The following is a 21,903-nucleotide window of genomic DNA, read 5'->3' on the forward strand; positions in this document are numbered from 1 at the left end:
TAAAAAACAACTAACTTCACTAAAGCAAACGTGCCTTTTACTAATTAGTTCTTTTTTGGTATACCTTTTGAAAGTAACCTTGTAGAAAAACAAACATATGAAACACCTTACCATATTCTTTACCATAATTCTTTTTGCAAACGTCTCTCAAGCTCAAAACAACAATTTTGAATCACTTTGGAAACAAGTCGAAGCTTTTGATGCAGAAGGGTTACCTAAATCTGCATTAAAAATTGTTGAACAAATCTCTGAAAAAGCTAAAAAAACGAACAATAAACCACAAATTATAAAAGCGCTATTACATAAAAGTAAATACGCATTAATTCTAGAAGAAGATGCACAGCTTACCATTATAAACGACTTTAAAGTTGAAATATCGCAGAGCGAAACACCTACAAAAAATGTATTAGAAAGCATGCTTGCCGACTTATACTGGCAATATTTTCAGCAAAATCGATGGAAATTTTACAACCGTACAAAAACCGTTGATAAAGTAAATGAAACCGACTTTAGAACTTGGGATTTAGAAACCCTATTTTCTGAAATTAAAAAACACCATAATAATGCGCTACAAAACGGACTTATTCTACAACAAACATCATTAGAAACTTATGATGAATTATTAATTCTTCAAAAAAACTCTAAAACATTTAGACCTACATTATTTGATTTGTTAGCGCATAATGCTTTAGATTTTTACAAAACCAACGAAAACAGCATTACCAAACCTGCTTACAAATTTGAAATTGACAACCCTAAATATTTAAGCGATGTAAAAACATTTTCTCGCCTTGAAATAATATCTAAAGACACAACATCTCTACAATTACAAGCTTTAAAAATATTTCAAGATTTAATTCAATTTCATTTAAAAGATAAGTCACCAGAAGCTTTGGTTGATGTAGATATAGAACGATTAAATTTTGTAGCAGAACATGCTACTTTTTCTAGCAAAGAAACCAAGCTAGAAGCAACACTAAAATCATCTAAAGATTTTTACAACTCAAAAGCAGTTTCCGGATTATACAGTTTTGAATTAGCAAAATTGTGGCATCAACAAGGCAGCAAATATGATCCTAAAACAAATGAATCAGCTCAATGGAAAGTTAAAGATGCTTATAATATTTGCCAATCGGTTATAACTACTTTTCCTAAAAGCATTGCCGCAGATAAATGTGACGCTCTTAAAAAAAGTATCTTAAAACAAAATATTCAAATTCAAACAGAAAGCTTTTTACCAATTCAAGAAGCTTCTAGATTACTTGTTTCTTACAGAAATATAAACAACTTAAAATTTGATGTTTATAAACTTAATGAAAAGCAATTTGCCTTATTTAATAAAACCTATCGTGAAGATGAACAATTGGCCTTTATAAAAAAACTTACTGCATCAAAAACTTGGGAAACAACATTAAAAAACGAAGGCGACTACCAAAATCATAGCACAGAAGTAATCATGCCTGCATTAGAAAATGGTCGTTACCTAATTGTTGCATCTGTTTTAGGCAACAATACCTTTGCTACTCAAACCATACAAGTTACCAATATCGCGGCTATTGATAAGACAGAAAACAATAAGCAAGCCTATCAATTTGTTAATAGAAATACAGGAAAACCTATTGAGGATATTGATGTAAAAATCACTTACAAAAAGAACTACAATGGACGTTTACAGAGTAAAAATTTAACTTCAAATTCTAAAGGGTTAATTGAAATTATAAAAGATGGTTTTAATTGGACACAAGTAAAAATTGAAGCCACCACAAAAAATGATAAAGCCTATTTTGGTGATTATTACATAAATCAATCACACATTACACAAGAAGAAAACACAACGTACAATGGCTTTATTTTTACTGACAGAAGTATTTATCGTCCTGGACAAACAGTCTACTTTAAGGGCATTGCCATGAAAACTGATCATGATACATCTGAAGTTTTAGCTAATGAAAATTTAAGTGTTACTCTATATGATGGCAACTATGAAATTGTAAAAGAACTGAAATTTAAAACCAATGAATTTGGCTCTATTTCTGGAGAATTTATATTGCCTAATAACGGACTTACAGGATATTATACGCTCGATTTAAAAGCTGACAATAAAACAATTCATGCTTCAAGTTCTATTTCGGTTGAAGAATACAAACGCCCTAAATTTGAAACCAACTTTGCTCCTATTACAGAAACTTTTAAAATAAACGATTCTATTAAGGTAAAAGGAACTGCTTTAGCCTACGCAGGCAGCAATATAACAGATGCTAAAGTAGTATATCGTGTACACAGAAAAGTACAATATCCTAGTTGGTACTATTGGTCTCGCCCTGCTTTTTTTAGCGAATCACAAGAAATTAGTCACGGCGAAACAACAACAGATGATAAAGGCGCATTTGAAATCACTTTTAAAGCTATTCCTGACTTAAGTGTAGATAAAAACTCACAGCCTATTTTCAATTATGAAATCACCGCTGATGTTACCGATTTAAATGGCGAAACACGAAGTGCTACAACAATAGTAAACGTTGGCTATCATTCTATGACAGCTACTGTTTCAGTAGCAAATCTATTAGACAAAACAAATAAAAATCATACGTTAGAAATTAACACACAAAACCTTAACGGCGAATTTGTTCCTGCTAGTGGTACTATAAAAATTTATAAACTACAAGCTCCAAAATATGTATTACGTGACAGACCATGGGAAGCACCAGACTACCTTTTGCTTTCAGAAACAGCGTTTAAAAATCAATTCCCACATGATGCTTATCAAGATGAGGACAATCCTGACAACTGGAAAAAAGGGCTTTTAGTTTTTGAAAAACACTTTGATACTAAAACATCTAAAACAGTTGCTTTAGACAACATAAAAAAATGGCAATCTGGACAATACATTATTGTTTTAGAAAGTAAAGATTCCTTTAAACAAGATGTAAAAGCTGAAGCAAAAACAACGCTTTACAGTGATAAAGACAATACTCTTGCCGATAATCAATTATTCAGCATCACAACCAATAAAACAAGTTATGATGTAAATGATATGGCTGAAATAACCATAGGTTCATCAGCAGAAAATATAACTGTAACACTTGATGTTGAAAAAAATCATGAAACTATAAACACGTATATAGTTGACCTTAATAACAACAAAAAAACTATTAAAATTCCAGTCACAAAAGACGACATAGGAGGTTTTGCTGTGCACTATAGTTTTGCTTTTGCTAATAGCCATCAATCAGGATCAGAGATCATTTTAGTACCATACCCTAAAACAGATTTAGAGATTGAAACCACCACATTTAGAGACAAATTACAAACAGGAAAAGATGAAACTTGGAGTTTTAAAATAAAAGGTCCAAAAGGTGAACAAGTGTCTGCCGAACTATTAGCAAGTATGTATGATGCATCTTTAGACCAATTTAAACCACATAATTGGAGTTTCAACCCAATACACAAAACTACTTACTCTAGCTACAATAGAAGAAATGCTGCTTACAGCTTTGGTACACGCAGATTTAGAATACAAAACCTAAACCAAACATTTATTCAATATCCTCATCAATCTTATGATCAATTAAATTGGTTTGGGTTAAGTTTAAGTAACTTGAATAATTTTAATTATTATCGTGGAAATATTCATACTAAAAGACTAATCGCAGAGGAATCTGAAGCAGAGCTTGATGAAGTCGTAGTCACTGCACTTGGTGTAAAAAAGGAAAAAGAAAGTGTTAGCTTTGAACATCAAGGACAATTTACAACTGCTGATGATATAGAAAACCCAGAATACTATTTTCAGGCTAACAAAGTTAGAATTAGAGGCTACAGAAATGGTGATTCTCTATCGTATCATCAGAATACTGAAAAAGCATTAGCATTTAATAGTTCAAGATTTGACAATATTAAAATCCGCAAAAACCTTCAAGAAACCGCATTTTTCTTTCCGCAGTTACAAACCGATGAAAACGGAAACGTGAGTTTTAATTTCACAACACCTGAAGCCTTAACCAAATGGAAATTGCAGCTTTTAGCACATACAAAAACGCTACATAGTACTGTAAGCAGTTTTGAAACCGTAACTCAAAAAGAATTAATGGTGTTACCAAATGCACCTCGCTTTTTACGTCAAGGTGATGTTATTACCATTAGCACTAAAATTGCTAATCTTACTGAAAAAGCGCTTTCAGGACAAGCTAAATTAGAGTTAACAGATGCTATTTCAGGAAAGGATATTAATCAAGATCTTATCAGTTCCAACATAGTTAAAACCTTTTCAGTGGACGCAAAAGGTAATACTCAAGTGTCATGGACGCTAAAAATTCCTGATAATGTAAGTGCTGTTCAATATAAAATTGTAGCAAAATCTGATGATTTTAGTGATGGTGAACAAAGTGCATTACCTGTACTATCCAACAGAATGTTAGTCACCGAAACATTACCGATGTGGATAAAAAGTAACGAAACCAGAACGTTTACTTTAGACAAGCTTAAAAACAACGCATCTACATCCTTAAAACATCATAAGCTTACTTTAGAGATGACCTCTAATCCTGCGTGGTATGCTGTTCAAGCATTGCCTTACCTTATGGAATATCCGTATGATTGTAATGAGCAAACCTTTAGTCGTTACTACGCAAATGCGTTGGCAAGTCATATTGCAAACAGCAATCCTAGAATACAAGAGGTTTTCAATCAGTGGAAAAACACAGATGCATTAATCAGCAATCTTGAAAAAAATGAAGAATTAAAATCTATTCTTATTCAAGAAACGCCATGGTTACGCGATGCACAAAGTGAAACCGAACAAAAGAAACGTATCGCTTTGTTGTTTGACATGAATAAAATGAACAACGAATTACAATCTGCATTACGTAAACTACAACAAAACCAAATGAGCAATGGTGCTTGGTCTTGGTTTAAAGGCGGACGCGAAAACCGTTACATTACGCAGCATATTATTACTGGTTTTGGACATTTAAAACACTTAAATGTAACCTCTGGTTTTGAAGAGCAATCTATGATAGAACATGCTATAGAATATCTAGATGCTGAATTTGTAAAAGAGTATAAAGACCTTAAAAAATACAACAGCAAAGTAGATTTAGACAAAGACCATTTGAGCTATACACAATTGCATTATTTGTACATGCGAAGCTTTTTCCCTGAAATTAAAACATCAAAAGAAGTTGAAGACATTACCAAATATTACTACACACAAATACAAAAATATTGGTTGTCACGTTCGTTGTATGCTAAAGGATTAATGGCTTTAATTACACACAGAATGGAAGATAACAAAACAGCTTCTAAAATCTTAAAGTCATTGAAAGAAAACAGTATTACTTCAGAAGAATTAGGTATGTATTGGAAAGAAAACACAAGCTCTTGGTATTGGTATCAAGCACCTATTGAAACACAAGCGTTGCTGATTGAAGCGTTTTCAGAAATTGAAAATGACACTAAAACTGTAGACAACCTAAAAATATGGTTACTTAAAAACAAGCAAACCAATCAGTGGAAAACCACAAAAGCAACTACCGAAGCAGTTTACGCATTGCTATTACAAGGCAGCGATTGGTTAAGCGTTACCGAAATGGTTGATGTTGTTTTAGGTAATGAGCCTGTTGAACCTTCAAAATTAGAAACTGTAAAAGTTGAAGCAGGAACTGGTTATTATAAAACATCTTGGAACTCTACCGAAATTAAACCTGAAATGGCAGAAGTAAAACTCACCAAAAAAGGTAATGGCATTGCTTGGGGAAGTTTATATTGGCAATATTTTGAAGATTTAGATAAGATTACTTCCGCTGAAACACCTTTAAAACTTCAGAAGAAATTATTTAAAAAGAATAATACTGATACTGGTGAAGAGCTTACAGAAATTACTTCTGAAACTCATTTAGAGGTTGGTGATTTGGTTCGTGTACGTATAGAATTACGTAGTGATCGTGCTATGGAATTTGTTCACATGAAAGATATGCGAGCAGCAGGACTAGAACCTGTTAATGTAATGTCGCAATACAAATGGCAAGATGGATTAGGTTACTATGAAGCAACTAAAGATGCAAGCACCAATTTCTTCTTTGATTATTTACCAAAAGGAATTTATGTGTTTGAATACGACTTACGTGTAAACAATTCTGGAGATATGAGTAATGGCATTACAACCATTCAAAGTATGTATGCACCAGAGTTTAGTAGCCATAGTGAAGGCGTGAGAATTTCAGTTAATAATTAAATAAAAAAGGCTTCAAAAATTTGAAGCCTTTTTTATTATTTACTTGGTGGCGTTGTTGGCCTAACCTCTATTTTACTAGGTAAGGTTCTTGGATTCATTTTTAATAAATCAACAACCAATTCTCCAATATCTTCACTTTGAATTTTCCAAGCATCAGAAGCATCAGGTTCATTACCATTAAAATGTGTAGATACTGATCCAGGCATAATGGTACTTACTTTAATACCATACTTACGCAAATCTAACATAACCGCTTGTGTAAAACCTGTAACACCAAACTTACTGGCATTATAAGCAGAACCATTTGCAAAGAAATTGGTTCCTGCTAGACTTGAAATGGTAATGTAATATCCTTTAGATGCTTTAAGTGCATCTACACTTGCTTTTATTGAATAAAAAGCACCTGTAAGGTTAGTATCAATAGTATCTTGCCATTGCTGTAACGTAATATCTTCAATACTTGCAAAATGTCCTAATCCAGCATTTGCAACAACAATATCAAGACTACCTAAAGTATCTATAATCTGTTTTACAGCGTTTGTTTGACTTTCAAAATTTCGCACATCGGCTTCTATACCTATAGCTTTTGCGTCTGTTGTATTACTAGCGTTTAATAACCCTGCAGCTTCACTTGCCGAAGCACTTGATCTACTTGTTATAGCTACATGAATACCTTGTTGTAATAAGCTTTGAGCCACACCAAAGCCAATACCTTTACTGCCACCTGTTATTAATGCTACTTTGTTTTTTAAATTCATAATTTTTTATTTTGGTAATCGTTTTGTTAAAAAGGCTAATTGCCCCATATGATTTGCTTGGTGCTCCATAACATGAAACCATGCCCAGTGATTGGTCATAGCTCCATTCTTTTTTGAGAACCATTTATCGTCTTTTGTTTTTAGTAGTTCTTTTGTTTTTTCTCTAACCTCATTGTAAATATCTAAATAATACTGAATTGGTTTTCCTTGTAATTCTTCACGACCCTTATCTCCTAGTCCTAGAGCAACACTCCATTTACTTTCCTCTTCTTTATTAAATTGTCTTTTTTCAAAGGTGTAAACTTGATAGTAGGCTTCAGTAGCGGCTAAATGGTAAATGATTGCTCCAATACTATTTGCATCTTTATCAATTAAAAAATCTGTTTGCTCTTGGTTTAGATCTTTAACAATCCTTTCAACACGCCCTTTAAGGTCATCTAACATAGAAACCATATTCCCAATATCATGAGAGTATTTCTTTGACGATTTAATTTCGTATTGTGCTTGAGATTGAAAACAAATGAGTAATAATACTGCTAAAATAGATAATGTTCGTTTCATTTTGATTGGTTTGTATTAGTTAGCACGAATATAAAAAACCGATATCTAGATAAGAAGTGATTAACAGTAGCTTAACGCATATTAAGAAAACTTTATTGGTTTGGTGGGAACTTTTTAAGCACCTTATCAACAATAGCTTTAAAGGTCATTTCTTTACTTTCAGGGTCGTCATTAGGTTTAAATGTACTCTCGCTAATAGCTTGCCAAAACAAACCAACACCGTTTTCATCAACAAAATCAAATTGTATTTTTCGGTCTATATTAGGTTGCCCTATAGGAATTCCTACTGAAATGCCACCTCCAACATGAGACCCACTGCCGCCTACACCTACGCCAACACTATTTCTTTTTACTGATTGGCGTTCTGAACTTTTAATATCTATATAAAAATCAGGAGAAGTTGACATTTGAAATCCTTTAGTTTGCAGAGCTTCATCTAAAGCAGAAAATAAGCGTTTGGCATCAAAATCACTTAAACCTGTATTGATATTATCATAATAATTATAGGTCTTGTATTTTGAAAAATCTGTGCCCTTTTCATAATCATGATTAACATATATTGGAGCACAGGAAACAATTATTAATAAGACAAATAAAGAGGAAAATCGTATCACTTTTTTATTTTAAAGTTACGAAATTAGGATATACCTTACTTTGTTGGATCGGCATTTAACATCTTCCACAAAGTATCTTTGAGCTCTTGAAGTCCTTGTTGCGCTACTGAAGACATAAACATGTAGTCTACTGGGAGTTCATTATCTAACTCTTCTTTAAGTTCTGCCTTTAATTCATCATCTAGCATATCACTTTTTGAGATAGCAACAAAACGCTCTTTATCTAAAATTTCAGGGTTGTAGCGTTTTAACTCATCTAGTAAAATATCATATTGCTTTTTAATATCATCAGCATCAGCCGGGATTAAAAACAGCAATACCGAGTTGCGCTCTATGTGACGTAAAAAGTAATGTCCTAGTCCGCGCCCTTCTGCAGCACCTTCTATAATTCCAGGTATATCTGCAATTACAAATGATTGATGATCTCTATACTCTACAATACCTAAATTAGGTTTTAGGGTTGTAAATTCATAATCTGCAATTTTAGGCTTTGCTGCTGTTACAACAGACAGTAATGTAGATTTTCCTGCATTAGGAAAACCTACTAAACCTACGTCTGCTAATATTTTTAATTCTAGAATAATGTCACGCTCTTCTCCGGGAATACCTGGTTGCGCATATCGCGGTGTTTGATTTGTTGAACTTTTAAAATGCCAGTTTCCACGACCACCCATTCCACCTTTGGCAATGGTTTTTTCTTCACCATTTTCGGTAATCTCAAAAAGGATTTCATTGGTTTCTTTATCTCTTACAACAGTACCTAAAGGAACATCCATGTATATATCTGCTCCATCTGCACCTGTACTACGTTGCTTACTACCATGCTCGCCATGACCAGCTTTAAAGTGTCTTTTAAACTTATAGGTATATAATGTCCAAAGGTTAGCATTACCTCTTATGATTACATGTCCACCACGACCACCATCACCACCATCTGGGCCTCCTTTTTCTATATACTTTTCACGGTGTAAATGTGCAGATCCTTTACCTCCGTTTCCAGAGGCTACATGTAACTTTACGTAATCAACAAAATTCCCTTCAGTCATATTCCCTTTCCGCAGTAGCGGATATTATTTAATTATATATTGTAAGTATTATAATGATTCTATAACATTACTCAAACGCGCTGTGATATCTTCAATACTACCAACACCATCTACACCATAGTATTTGTCTTGTGCTGAATAATAGTCTTTAAGTATGGCTGTTTTTTTATAATACTCTTTAATACGGTTTCTAATGATGCTTTCATCAGCATCATCAGCTCTTCCACTTGTTTTACCACGCTCTAATAAACGTTGCACTAAAACTTCATCATCAACTTCAAGTGCTATCATAGCATTGATTTGAGAATCTTTTTCATCCATTAATTTATCTAACGCTTCAGCTTGGGCATTGGTACGCGGAAAGCCATCAAAAATAAACCCTTTAGCATCTGCATTTTTTTCTACTTCAGCATTTAGCATATCAATCGTTACTTGGTCAGGAACTAATTCTCCTTTATCCATGTATGATTTTGCTAACATACCAAGAGCGGTCTCATTTTTAATATTAAATCTAAATACATCACCTGTTGAAATGTGTACTAAACTGTATTTTTCTTTTAAAAATTCGGCTTGTGTGCCTTTTCCTGCTCCTGGAGGTCCAAATAGGACAAAATTAGTCATGTGTTGTGTAGTTTTTAATTGATATATTGCTGGTAAGTCTCTACCTAATCCGTCATAGTCAAGTCCGTAACCCACTATAAATTTATTAGGAATTTCTATACCAACGTAATGTAGTTTAAAATCTTTCTTGTATGCTTCTGGTTTGTAAAATAAGGTCGCTATTTTAAGTTCTTTTACCTTTTCGTTTTTGAAAATTCTATGAACTTCAGCTAGTGTTTTACCAGAGTCTATAATGTCTTCTAAAATCACAACCGTTCTACCTGTTAAGTCTTGCGTTAAACCTACTAGACGCTGAATATCGTCTGTAGATTTCAAACCTTCATAAGACGCTAGTTTTATAAAGGTAACCTCACAAGGTTTAGGGTATTTTTTCACAAAATCACTTACAAACATAAACGACCCATTTAAGATGCCTATAAATACAGGCACTTCATCACCTAAATCATGGGCTATTTCATTAACCATACGCTGTACAGTCTCCTGAACTTTGTCTTCAGAAATAAATGGCTTAAAATGTAAATCGTGTAGTTTTACCACGTGTTTTTTAATTTTAGAAATGCAAAGATAATCATTTGATTAACGTTTTGCGAATTCTAAACAATATACTTAAAATTAAAAAAGGCAGCTATAATTAGCCGCCTTTTTATAAGTTATTAAAATTCTATTTATTCCTTTAAAACTTTAATTGTATGCGTATTAGTTCCGCTATTTATTTTCGCTATATAGCTACCTGTTGCTAAAGCACTCATATCTAATTTTGTTGATGTAGATTGTGGTGTACTTTGTAAAACAACTTTTCCTAATAAATCATAAACTACAATTGAAGATATTTGTGAAGAATAAGAAACATTAAGTGTGTTTTTCACTGGGTTTGGATAGATTGATAATTGTGTTTTATCAAAGCTATCAACTGAAAGTGATTCTAATCTCACTGTTACATCATCAATATTCATTCCTCTTGCCCAGTTTGAAGTTGCCTCAAAAGCAATGTAGTAGGTAGCAGATGGGTTTGGTAAAGCTAAAACCACATTAGTCCAATCAGTTTGCTCTTCTGTGTAATCTTCTCCTATTTGTGTCCAAGCAGCATTAGCATCTGTTTTGTAATACACTCTTAACTCATCTATATCATCAAACCAGTTTATGTTTGCATAATAAAAGTCTAACTCTGGGCTTGTAGCACCTGAAAGGTCTAAAGGTAAAGATACTAATTTAGCAGCATCCCCGTAAGCACCTGTTCTAAATTCAGCCATAGTAGTACCTGTTCTTGGTGTAATAGATCCATTTCCATTTTGCGACACAAATGTCCATGATTCACCTCCAGAAACATCTTCATTCTCCCAGCAAACAGGCATAGAACCACTTTCAAAGCCTTCTTGCACCGGGAATGTTGTTTCTGCCTCACATAATGTTGTAAACGCTATTGGGCCAAACCAATTACTGTAATCAGAGCTACCACAATCTTGTCTAACATAATACTCATACATTGTTCCTGAACTTAAGCCCGACAATGTTGTAGATGTTGCATTCATAACAGCTGGTGCTGGCGTACCTGAACCTGCAGTAAATCCTGGAGCTCCATACTCTACCTCATAATTACCTAATTCTCCTGTCCAAGAAATTGCGGCTGTTGTCGTAGTTAGATTATCAACAGCTGCAGCTGTTGGTTCATAACAAGTTGGTATAGCTCTAACCTCAATCTCATCTAAATCAAAAGCAAACATATCTGTAGTAGAAGAATAAAATGCTATATAAATAGTTTGCCCTACATAATCTGTTAATTCATACTGATACTTAACAAAATCAGGACCACTAGCAGGGGCTACATTGGCTTCTAGTGTTTCAGTAAAATCACTCGCCGCCGTTCCAGTAGTAGAAACTCTTAAACTTATCGTTTCTGGGTAATTAGGATCGCGGCTTCTTGCCCAAAAACTTAAAAAGTCTGAAACACCTGCTTGTACAGATACCGAAGGCGTTATCAAATAATCATCATGAGCAGTAGCACTATATAAAATAGAGACTATATTTACACCTGTTTGCGCAGTAAGTTCAGATGCAGACAAGTCTACAATCTCCCATGTAGTACCTGCATCTCCTTGATCTATAACGGTCCATCCCGCTGGAATTTCTGTACTACCTTCAAAGCTCTCGACAAATTGAGAGAATGATAATAATGGTAAAACAAAAAATGTAATTAAAAGTAGTTTTTTCATCATATAAATAGTTAATAAATTAATAGTTGTATAAACATAAGGTATTTACGCATAAAATCTATACATTTTAACTTTATTTTTAACATCTTACTGCTATCTTTGTGATTTATTAAAATTATTAGCTAATATCAAGCTTATATATCCCAGAGTTTATCAAACTATGAATTTTTTCTCTTCAGAATTTAAATTAGGCATTTTAGGTGGCGGACAACTAGGTAAAATGCTACTTTACAACACTAGGAAATTTGACATTCACACCAAAATTATTGATGCAAATAATGAAGCTCCTTGTAAAATTGCATGCGATGAGTTTCAACTTGGAGACTTAATGGATTTTGATGCCGTTTACAATTTTGGAAAACAAGTTGATGTCTTAACCTTTGAAATTGAAAACGTCAATACTGATGCGCTTGAAGCTTTAGAAAAAGAAGGCGTAAAAGTATATCCTTCTTCAAAAACTTTGAGAACCATCCAAAATAAAGCAACACAAAAACTCTTTTACAAAGACCATAACATCCCTACAGCCGATTTTACTCGATTCGCTTACACTTCTGAAATTAAAGAAGCTATTAATAATGGAGGCTTACAACTCCCTTTTGTATGGAAAAGCGCTCAGTTTGGTTATGATGGTAATGGTGTAAAAGTTGTAAGGACTATAGAGGACTTAGAGGGCTTACCAAATGTTGAGTGTATTGCAGAAGACATGATTCCGTTTAAAAATGAACTCGCAGTTATTGTGGCTAGAAATGTTGATGGTGATATCAAAACGTATCCAGTAGTTGAAATGGAATTTCATCCAGAAGCCAACCAAGTGGAATATGTTATTTGTCCTGCACGAATTGATGACACTGTTGCGCAAAAAGCTCGTGAAGTGGCTTTAAATGTTTCAAAAGCATTTAACCATGTTGGACTTTTGGCGGTTGAAATGTTTCAGACTAAAAACGATGAGATTTTGGTTAACGAAGTAGCACCAAGACCTCACAATTCGGGGCATCAAACTATTGAAGCGAGTTACACCTCACAGTTTGAACAACACTTACGTGCTATTCTTAATTTACCATTAGGACAAACTGATAGTAAAGTTGGTGGAATTATGGTTAATTTGGTAGGAGCCGAAGGTCATACAGGAGATGTTGTATATGAAAACATTGCTGAAATCATGAAACTAGAAGGTGTTACACCTCATATATACGGAAAAAAACAAACACGTCCATTTAGAAAAATGGGACATGTAACCATTGTTAATGAAGATATAAATGAAGCAAGACGTGTAGCTGAACAAGTAAAGAAAACCATTAAAGTTATAAGTAAATAAACTATGAGTAAAGTAGGAATCATTATGGGAAGTAAAAGCGATTTGCCTGTTATGCAAGACGCTATTGACATACTAAAAGGATTTGATATAGAAATAGAAGTTGATATTGTTTCTGCACATCGCACACCTGAAAAACTGTTCGATTACAGTAAAAACGCACATACAAGAGGCATTTCAGTAATTATTGCTGGAGCTGGTGGCGCAGCACACTTACCTGGTATGGTAGCTTCTTTATCTCCGCTACCTGTTATTGGTGTTCCTGTAAAAAGCAGCAACTCTATTGATGGTTGGGATTCTGTTTTATCTATTCTTCAAATGCCTGGAGGCGTTCCTGTTGCAACTGTAGCTTTAAATGGTGCTAAAAACGCAGGTATTTTAGCTGCTCAAATTATTGGAAGTTCTGATAAGTGCGTTTTAGATAAAATAATGGTTTACAAAGAAGGCCTGAAAGCCAAGGTAATAGAATCTGCAAAAGACTTATAATAAAAAACCTTGACAGGACGTCAAGGTTTTTTTGCTATTAATCAACTATTTTTATAGAGTTATCTTATTAACTCTTATGAAAAATCAGCGCAAAAGTAATATTACTTAATAGATTTTTATCTTAAAATAACGTTAATTATCACAAAACAAACCATTTAGTAAGAAAATTAACACATTGATTTTCAATCTTATTCTAATAAAACTATGAATATTTTAAACAAACCCTTTGACACTCAATTTCATACTGCTCCGTTTTCAAAAATAAAGAACGAGGATTTTCTTCCTGCAATTAAAAAAGGCATTGAAGATGCAAAAGCAGAAATTGATGCCATAACCAATAATCCGGAAGCACCAACATTTCAAAATACTATTGAAGCTTTAGATTTTTCAGGTGAGCAGTTAGATAGAATCTCAAGTATTTTCTTCAATTTAAATTCTGCTGAAACCAACGACGAAATCCAAAAGATTGCTCAAGAAGTTTCACCTTTATTATCTGAATTCAGTAATGATATTACTTTAAACGAAACGTTATTTAAACGTGTTAAAGCCGTTTACGATGCTAAAGACAATTTAGATTTAACAACCGAACAGCTAACACTTCTTAATAAAAAATATAAAGGGTTTTCCAGAAATGGAGCTAATTTACCTGAAGACAAAAAACAACAGCTTCGCGGCATTGATAAAGAATTAAGTAAACTAAAACTAAAATTTGGCGAAAACGTACTGGCTGAAACCAACAAATATGAGCTTCACATTACTAATGAAGCCGATTTAGACGGTTTACCAGAAAGCGCTAAAGAAGAAGCTAAACAAACTGCTGAACAAAAAGGTAAAGACGGCTGGATGATTACCTTGCAATATCCAAGCTACATTCCGTTTATGACCTATGCTAAAAATCGTGGGTTGCGTAAGAAATTAGCTTTAGCTTTTGGAGCAAAAGGGTTTAACAATGATACATTAGACAATCAAGACATTGTTTTAAAAATTGCCAAACTACGTCATCAACGTGCTAACTTATTAGGATACAAAACGCATGCGCATTTTGTTTTAGAAGAGCGTATGGCAAAAAACCCCGAAACTGTAAGCACATTTTTAAACGATTTATTAGAAAAGGCTAAACCAGCTGCCGAACGTGAATTTAAAACATTAAGCGATTTTGCCAAAGAACTAGATGGTATTGAGCAATTACAAAAATGGGATGGTGGTTATTATTCTGAAAAATTAAAACAAAAGCTATTCGATTTAGATGACGAAAAGCTAAAACCATATTTCAAACTTGAAAACGTTATTAATGGAGTGTTTACCATTGCTGAAAAACTATACGGTTTACAGTTTGAAGAAATCAACACGATTGATAAATATCATGACGATGTGCTTACTTACAAAGTGACTGATAGCGACGGTAATTATATTTCGATTTTTTACGCTGACTTTTTCCCAAGAGCAGGAAAACGTAATGGTGCGTGGATGACTGTTTACAAGCCACAGTATGTGAAAAATGGCAAAAATAGCAGACCACACATTTCTATAGTTTGCAACTTTACCAAACCTACAAAAACCAAACCTTCACTTCTAACCTTCAATGAAGTCACCACACTTTTTCACGAGTTTGGTCACGCCTTACATGGTATATTAGCCAACACTACCTACCCAAGTATGTCTGGCACAAGTGTGTTTTGGGACTTTGTAGAATTACCAAGCCAGGTGTTAGAAAACTGGTGTTACGAGAAAGAAGCTTTAGAGCTGTTTGCAACACATTATGAAACTGGAGAAGTGATCCCAATGGATTTAATTGAAAAAATAAAAGCTTCAGCTACATTTCATGAAGGTATGCAAACTTTGCGTCAGTTAAGTTTTGGGTTACTGGATATGAGTTGGCATGCTAATGAAGCTCCAGAAACAATAACTTCTGTAAAAGCACATGAACAAAAAGCATTTGAGAATACAAAACTTTATCCTGATGTTGCTGAAAATTGTATGAGCACCTCGTTTTCTCACATTTTCCAAGGTGGATATTCATCTGGATATTACAGTTACAAATGGGCTGAAGTATTAGATGCTGATGCATTTGAGTTTTTTAAGGAAGAGGGTATTTTTAGTAAAAATGTTGCACAGAAGTTTAAGGACAATGTGCTTTCACAAGGAGGAACTGAAGACCCTATGACACTTTACAAACGATTCAGAGGAAAAGAACCTCAACCAGAAGCACTACTAAAACGTGCTGGTTTGATTGAGAAGTAATTTTTTTGTCTACATTTGATAAAAATTCTTGAAAAAGAACATGCCTAAACAAGAACTAAATCCCAACACTTGGATTGATAGATATTCTGACTATCTATTTAATTACACCATCTCTCGCGTAAATGACAGAGAAATAGCTAAAGATTTAGTACAAGATACTTTTTTTGCAGCTTTAAAATCTATGAAAAACTTTAAAGGCGATGCTAGTGAGCGCACTTGGCTAATAGCTATTTTAAAGCGAAAAATCATAGACTACTATCGTAAAATAAACTCCAAAAAAGGACAAGCCGAAGTACGTATTTCTTATAACTCTGATGAAAACGAAGGCGATTGGCTTGAAGAACGTGTTGCAGATCCTTTTGATAAAACAGCCGAAGACGCTTTAGAAAATGACGAACTTGGTGATGCTATTTTTAATTGTTTAGACAAACTTCCTGAAAAACAAGCTACAGTTTTTAGAATGAAAACTATTGAAGGTTTAGAAACCGAAACTATTTGTAATGAACTAAATATCACTGCGTCTAACCTTTGGGTTATTGTTCATAGAGCTAGAAGTGCAATGGCTGATTGTATGGAGAAAAACTGGTTTTAAGTATGAAAGAAAAAAAATCATTTTTATTTATTTCTTGTGATGAGGCTAAACATATCTGTGATAAGTCTCAATACAAAGAGGCATCTATTGTTGAAAAACTTAAACTTAATTTAAGATACATTTGGTGTAGAGTTACTAGAGCTTATGTTAAAAAAAACAAACAGCTCACAACTACCCTAGACAATTCTAATATAGAATGTTTAAACACTTTAGAACGCCAAAATCTAAAAGAACAATTCAAACAAGAGTTAAGTAAGCAAAATCAAAACTAACCATACTATAGAAATACTTTCTACAAAAAAGGCACTATAATAATCCCCTTGCTGTTTTTTGGCAAATAACAATGCTAGCAACAATAATATTGACACAATACATGATGCCCAGATATGATGTTGTGGCAATATATCCTTAAAGAATTCTAACAAAAAGAAAACACCAACCAAAAACACACCTATAACTTTAGTGAGCTTGACCCCTATTTGTTGTGGTATTGTTGACAGCTTTATACTATCATATTGCAAATCTCGTATTTCAAAAGGAAACATAAGCACTAAAACAAACACAAAACGTTGTAAACTTACCACAATTACATCTGCTTCTATAAAATAATCTGCATTAATAAGAGGCAAAAACACAGTAACACAAGCCCAAACAAGTGCTATAATATAAACTTTAACGCCACTTATACTACGTAAATTCTTATGCTTATCTAATAGTAGTTTACTAGGTAGCAAAGGTATTGCATACAAAAAAGTAACAACACCTAAACCACCAATATATAATAACGTAGTAGCATTAAGACGTAGCGCATAATAGCACATTGCTACAAAACATATAAATGAAAAAACCTGAATTATTTTAAGCCAACTTGCCAAACTTCTATGATGAAATTTTGCCAACCCAAAATACTTCACAAAATTGTAGCCTGTAATTGAAGCAAAAAAAATAAAATATAACACATCTTCATCATAAGGCAAATTAAACTTCAGCAAGGTTAACCAAGCCAAACAATAAACAGCTAAAGCTACATGAATACTGCTGTTTATATAAAAATCAAATATCTGCTTTATAAATCGCATACAACAAAAATAAGTAAAGTGTTAATAACCTTTTTAATTGGTTAAAAACTTTAGTATTCATTAACTAAATAACGTGAATATTTACGTAATTTTGCGCCTTAAAACACAACTATAATTTTGTAATGAATACAACTGTTTTTGCACAACGTCACATAGGTCCTAGAGAGGCGGACCAAAACCAAATGTTAAAGACTATTGGTGTTGACTCGTTAGACCAACTTATCTACGAAACTATTCCAGATGATATTAAGCTAAAAAAGCCACTTAACCTTGAAGAACCTATGAGTGAGCAAGAATATCTTGTTCATATACATAATGTATCTAAAAAAAATAAAGTTTATAAAACATATATTGGTTTAGGGTATCATCCTACAATTCTTCCGGCAGTAATTCAAAGAAACATTCTAGAAAACCCGGGTTGGTATACTGCTTACACACCATATCAAGCAGAAATTGCACAAGGACGTCTTGAAGCATTATTAAATTTCCAAACCATGATTACTGATTTAACTGGAATGGAATTAGCCAATGCCTCATTACTAGACGAAAGTACAGCAGCCGCAGAAGCCATGAGTTTACTGTTTGCTGTCAGAGACAGAGCTCAAAAAAAGGAAAATGTAAATAAGTTTTTTGTTTCAGAAGATATTCTACCTCAAACCTTATCAATTTTAACAACGAGAGCAATTCCTATTGGTATAGAATTAGTTGTTGGAAAAGAAAGCGACTTTGATTTTTCATCTGATTTCTTTGGGGCTATTTTACAATACCCAGGAAAATTAGGACAAGTAACAGACATTAAATCGTTTATAGAAAAAGCAAATAACGCCAACATTAAAGTTGCAGTAGCTGCCGATATTTTAAGCTTGGTAAAACTAGAAGCTCCAGGTAAGTTTGGTGCCGATGTTGTAGTAGGAACTACGCAACGATTTGGAATACCAATGGGTTACGGCGGCCCTCATGCTGCTTATTTTGCTACAAAAGAAGCTTACAAGCGTGACATCCCAGGACGTATTATTGGAGTAACAAAAGATACCGATGGTAACAGAGCGTTACGTATGGCACTTCAAACTCGTGAGCAACACATCAAACGAGATAGAGCTACATCAAACATTTGTACTGCACAAGTTTTACTTGCCGTAATGGCCGGAATGTATAGCGTGTATCATGGACCTAAAGGATTGCAGTTTATTGCAGACAGCGTTCATAATGCAGCGTCACTATTAGCTGACTCCTTAAAAAAGTTAGGCTTCAATCAAGTAAATTCAGAATATTTTGATACGCTTCAAATTAAAACGGATGCAAAAAAAGTAAAAAAGGTTGCCAAAGAAAAAAAGGTAAACTTTTACTATCCTGATGAAGATACCGTAAGCATCTCTATAAATGAAACTACAACATTAAGAGACATCAATTACCTTATTGAAATATTTGCTAAAGTAGCCAAAAAAGAAGCCTTTACAGTTTCTGAAATACCACAAGCAAATACCATATCTGAAAACCTACAACGTAAAACCGAGTTCTTAACGTCTGATGTGTTTAACACATATCATTCTGAAACCGAGTTAATGCGTTACATAAAAAAATTAGAGCGTAAAGACTTATCATTAAACCACTCAATGATATCTCTTGGCTCTTGTACTATGAAACTTAATGCGGCTGCAGAAATGCTTCCTTTAAGTATTTTTAAATGGGCAAACGTACATCCTTTTGTACCAGAAAAACAAGCCAAAGGATATTTAACCATTTTAAAAGAATTAGAAGATCAATTGACTGAAATCACAGGTTTTGCTGCTACATCACTACAACCAAACTCTGGTGCTCAAGGTGAATTTGCAGGACTTATGGTTATTAAAGCATATCATGAATCTCGTGGTGATCACCACAGAAACATTTGTTTAATTCCTTCATCTGCTCATGGTACCAACCCTGCAAGTGCAGTTATGGCTGGTATGAAAGTAATTGTAACAAAATCAACTGAAAAAGGTAACATTGATGTTGATGACTTACGTGAAAAAGCTGAATTACACAAAGACAACCTATCTTGTTTAATGGTTACTTATCCATCTACGCATGGTGTTTACGAATCTGCCATTAAAGAGATAACAAAGATAATTCATGACAATGGTGGTCAAGTATACATGGATGGTGCAAACATGAATGCTCAAGTTGGACTTACAAACCCTGGAAATATTGGCGCTGATGTATGTCACTTAAACCTTCATAAAACATTTGCCATTCCTCATGGTGGTGGCGGACCTGGCGTTGGACCAATTTGTGTTGCTGAACAGCTAGTTCCTTTTTTACCTGGCAACCCAGTTATAAAAACAGGTGGTAAAAAAGCTATTACTGCTATATCTGGCGCTCCTTTCGGATCGTCTTTAGTTTGTTTAATTTCTTACGGATATATAAAAATGTTAGGCGCCAAAGGTGTTACTGATGCTACAAAAGCAGCCATCTTAAACGCGAATTACATAAAAACTAGACTACAAGGACATTTTGATACATTATACTCTGGCGAAATGGGTAGAGCTGCTCACGAAATGATTGTTGATTGTCGTCCTTTTAAAGCTAATGGTATTGAAGTTACTGATATTGCTAAGCGACTAATGGACTACGGATTTCATGCACCAACGGTATCTTTCCCAGTTGCTGGCACATTAATGATAGAGCCAACAGAAAGCGAAAGCAAAGCTGAAATGGATCGTTTTTGTGATGCTATGATTTCAATTAAAAAAGAAATTGACCAAGCATCAAAAGAGGACAATAACAATGTACTTAAAAATGCTCCACATACATTAGAAATGGTAACAGCTAACGAATGGGATTTCCCTTACACAAGAGAACAAGCTGCTTATCCTTTAGATTATGTAAAAGACAATAAATTTTGGCCTTCAGTAAGACGTGTTGATGATGCTTACGGAGACAGAAACTTAATATGTACGTGCGCTCCTATTGAGGAGTATATTGACGCCTAATTTAACAGGTTGAACATCGTATTTTAAACAAAAAGAGGGTTTGCTTTTGATTAACAGTAATTAATTTTATATTACGTTAATAGCAAACCCTTTTTTAATGAACATACACATAACAGGCACAGGAAGTTATATTCCTGACACTATAGAAAAAAACGAAAACTTCAATCAACATATTTTTTTAAACACTGATGGTTCTAGTATAGATTCCTCAAATAAAGTCATTGTTGAGAAGTTTCAAGACATAACAGGCATTGTTGAACGTCGTTATGCCGAACCTCATCTTGTTACATCAGATTTAGGTGCTTTTGCTGCTGAAAGAGCAATTGCTAACGCTAATATAGATCCAGAAGAATTAGACTACATTATTGTTGCACATAACTTTGGAGATGTGAAACACAACACCATTCAAAGCGATATTCTTCCTTGTTTAGCAGCTAGAATAAAGCATAACCTGCGTATAAAAAACCCTAAATGTGTCGCTTACGACATACTTTTTGGTTGTCCTGGTTGGATTGAAGGTGTGATACAAGCAAATGCTTTTATTAAAGCTGGTATAGCAAAAAAATGCCTTGTAATAGGAACAGAAACCTTATCGCGCGTTGTAGACAAACACGATAGAGATTCTATGATTTTTTCTGATGGCGCTGGAGCAACAGTTATTGAAGCTACAGATAATGAAGGTGGCATACTAGCCCACGAAACCGTAAGTCATACTTTAGATGAAGCCTATTATTTATATTTTGGAAACTCAAACAACCAAAACCTTTGTCGAGATACACGATATATAAAAATGCATGGTCGCAAAATTTATGAATTTGCTTTAAGCCATGTACCTCAAGCTATGAAAAGCTGCCTTGACAAAAGCGGCTATTCTATTAACGATGTAAAAAAGATTTTCATTCATCAAGCTAATGAAAAAATGGATGAAGCTATTTTAAAACGTTTTTATAGACTATACAAAACTTCAATTCCTGATAACATTATGCCTATGAGCATTCAAAAATTCGGAAACAGCTCTGTTGCTACTGTTCCTACGCTTTATGATTTGGTTTTACATAATAAAATAGAAAATCAAAGTCTTTCTAAAGGTGATGTTATTATATTTGCAAGTGTTGGTGCTGGCATGCACATAAACGCTATGGTTTACAAATATTAATATTTAAGCTCTCTTTTTTGAGGCAT

General features: G+C 33.8%; 15 protein-coding genes. 8 read left to right on the top strand and 7 right to left on the bottom strand.

Translation table 11 applies throughout. The features are described 5' to 3' along the window. Window positions 1-97: 97 nt before the first annotated feature. Window positions 98-6,229: an alpha-2-macroglobulin family protein gene (locus tag ACN5J3_RS04080; protein WP_418510861.1), complete on the top strand. Its 6,132-nt coding sequence runs from the start codon at window positions 98-100 to the stop codon at window positions 6,227-6,229. A gap of 35 nt (window positions 6,230-6,264) precedes the next feature. On the opposite strand, the gene ACN5J3_RS04085 is transcribed toward ACN5J3_RS04080, so the two are convergent. The 6 genes from ACN5J3_RS04085 to ACN5J3_RS04110 all read right to left on the bottom strand — a co-directional run bounded on the left by ACN5J3_RS04085 (window position 6,265) and on the right by ACN5J3_RS04110 (window position 12,039). Beyond that, window positions 6,265-6,987, bottom strand: a complete 723-nt coding sequence (locus tag ACN5J3_RS04085; RefSeq protein ID WP_418510862.1) for an SDR family oxidoreductase — start codon at window positions 6,985-6,987, stop codon at window positions 6,265-6,267. Between the two features lie 6 nt (window positions 6,988-6,993). Further along, window positions 6,994-7,548 carry a DUF664 domain-containing protein gene (locus ACN5J3_RS04090; protein ID WP_417290229.1) on the bottom strand — a complete coding sequence of 185 codons (555 nt, stop codon included), beginning with the start codon at window positions 7,546-7,548 and terminating at the stop codon, window positions 6,994-6,996. A gap of 92 nt (window positions 7,549-7,640) precedes the next feature. Further along, window positions 7,641-8,162 (bottom strand): DUF4136 domain-containing protein, encoded by a 522-nt coding sequence (locus tag ACN5J3_RS04095; RefSeq protein WP_418510863.1) that lies wholly within the window; start codon window positions 8,160-8,162, stop codon window positions 7,641-7,643. Window positions 8,163-8,197: 35 nt separating this feature from the next. Continuing rightward, a complete protein-coding gene (gene obgE / locus ACN5J3_RS04100; protein ID WP_418510864.1) occupies window positions 8,198-9,208 on the bottom strand; it encodes a GTPase ObgE in 1,011 nt (336 codons plus the stop codon). Window positions 9,209-9,256: 48 nt separating this feature from the next. Then, on the bottom strand, window positions 9,257-10,366 hold the full coding sequence (locus ACN5J3_RS04105) for an adenylate kinase (RefSeq protein WP_418508396.1): 1,110 nt from the start codon (window positions 10,364-10,366) through the stop codon (window positions 9,257-9,259). Window positions 10,367-10,494: 128 nt separating this feature from the next. After that, window positions 10,495-12,039, bottom strand: coding sequence for a choice-of-anchor J domain-containing protein (locus ACN5J3_RS04110; RefSeq protein WP_418510865.1), 1,545 nt, complete (start codon window positions 12,037-12,039; stop codon window positions 10,495-10,497). A gap of 160 nt (window positions 12,040-12,199) precedes the next feature. Between ACN5J3_RS04110 and ACN5J3_RS04115 the strand changes: the two genes are divergently transcribed. From ACN5J3_RS04115 to ACN5J3_RS04135, 5 genes are all read left to right on the top strand, one after another. Beyond that, on the top strand, window positions 12,200-13,354 hold the full coding sequence (locus ACN5J3_RS04115) for a 5-(carboxyamino)imidazole ribonucleotide synthase (RefSeq protein ID WP_418510866.1): 1,155 nt from the start codon (window positions 12,200-12,202) through the stop codon (window positions 13,352-13,354). 3 nt (window positions 13,355-13,357) lie between these two features. Then, window positions 13,358-13,837, top strand: coding sequence for a 5-(carboxyamino)imidazole ribonucleotide mutase (gene purE / locus ACN5J3_RS04120; RefSeq protein WP_418510867.1), 480 nt, complete (start codon window positions 13,358-13,360; stop codon window positions 13,835-13,837). Window positions 13,838-14,041: 204 nt separating this feature from the next. After that, the gene (locus ACN5J3_RS04125; protein WP_418510868.1) at window positions 14,042-16,078 is read left to right on the top strand and encodes a M3 family metallopeptidase; all 2,037 of its coding nucleotides are present in this window, start codon (window positions 14,042-14,044) and stop codon (window positions 16,076-16,078) included. Window positions 16,079-16,118: 40 nt separating this feature from the next. After that, the gene (locus ACN5J3_RS04130; RefSeq protein WP_418510869.1) at window positions 16,119-16,670 is read left to right on the top strand and encodes a sigma-70 family RNA polymerase sigma factor; all 552 of its coding nucleotides are present in this window, start codon (window positions 16,119-16,121) and stop codon (window positions 16,668-16,670) included. A 2-nt stretch (window positions 16,671-16,672) separates the two neighbouring features. Then, window positions 16,673-16,942: a hypothetical protein gene (locus ACN5J3_RS04135; RefSeq protein ID WP_418510870.1), complete on the top strand. Its 270-nt coding sequence runs from the start codon at window positions 16,673-16,675 to the stop codon at window positions 16,940-16,942. Here the strand turns inward: ACN5J3_RS04135 and ACN5J3_RS04140 are convergent. Further along, window positions 16,919-17,749 carry a hypothetical protein gene (locus ACN5J3_RS04140; protein WP_418510871.1) on the bottom strand — a complete coding sequence of 277 codons (831 nt, stop codon included), beginning with the start codon at window positions 17,747-17,749 and terminating at the stop codon, window positions 16,919-16,921. The two genes, ACN5J3_RS04135 and ACN5J3_RS04140, sit on opposite strands and share 24 nt — an antisense overlap. 122 nt (window positions 17,750-17,871) lie before the next feature. Here ACN5J3_RS04140 and gcvP point away from each other — a divergent pair, with 122 nt between their 5' ends. Continuing rightward, window positions 17,872-20,721, top strand: coding sequence for an aminomethyl-transferring glycine dehydrogenase (gene gcvP / locus ACN5J3_RS04145; protein ID WP_418510872.1), 2,850 nt, complete (start codon window positions 17,872-17,874; stop codon window positions 20,719-20,721). 97 nt (window positions 20,722-20,818) lie between these two features. Next, window positions 20,819-21,877, top strand: a complete 1,059-nt coding sequence (locus tag ACN5J3_RS04150; protein WP_418510873.1) for a 3-oxoacyl-ACP synthase III family protein — start codon at window positions 20,819-20,821, stop codon at window positions 21,875-21,877. Window positions 21,878-21,903: the final 26 nt, after the last annotated feature.

The organism is Corallibacter sp. (assembly GCF_048381695.1).
GTDB lineage: Bacteria > Bacteroidota > Bacteroidia > Flavobacteriales > Flavobacteriaceae > Corallibacter > Corallibacter vietnamensis.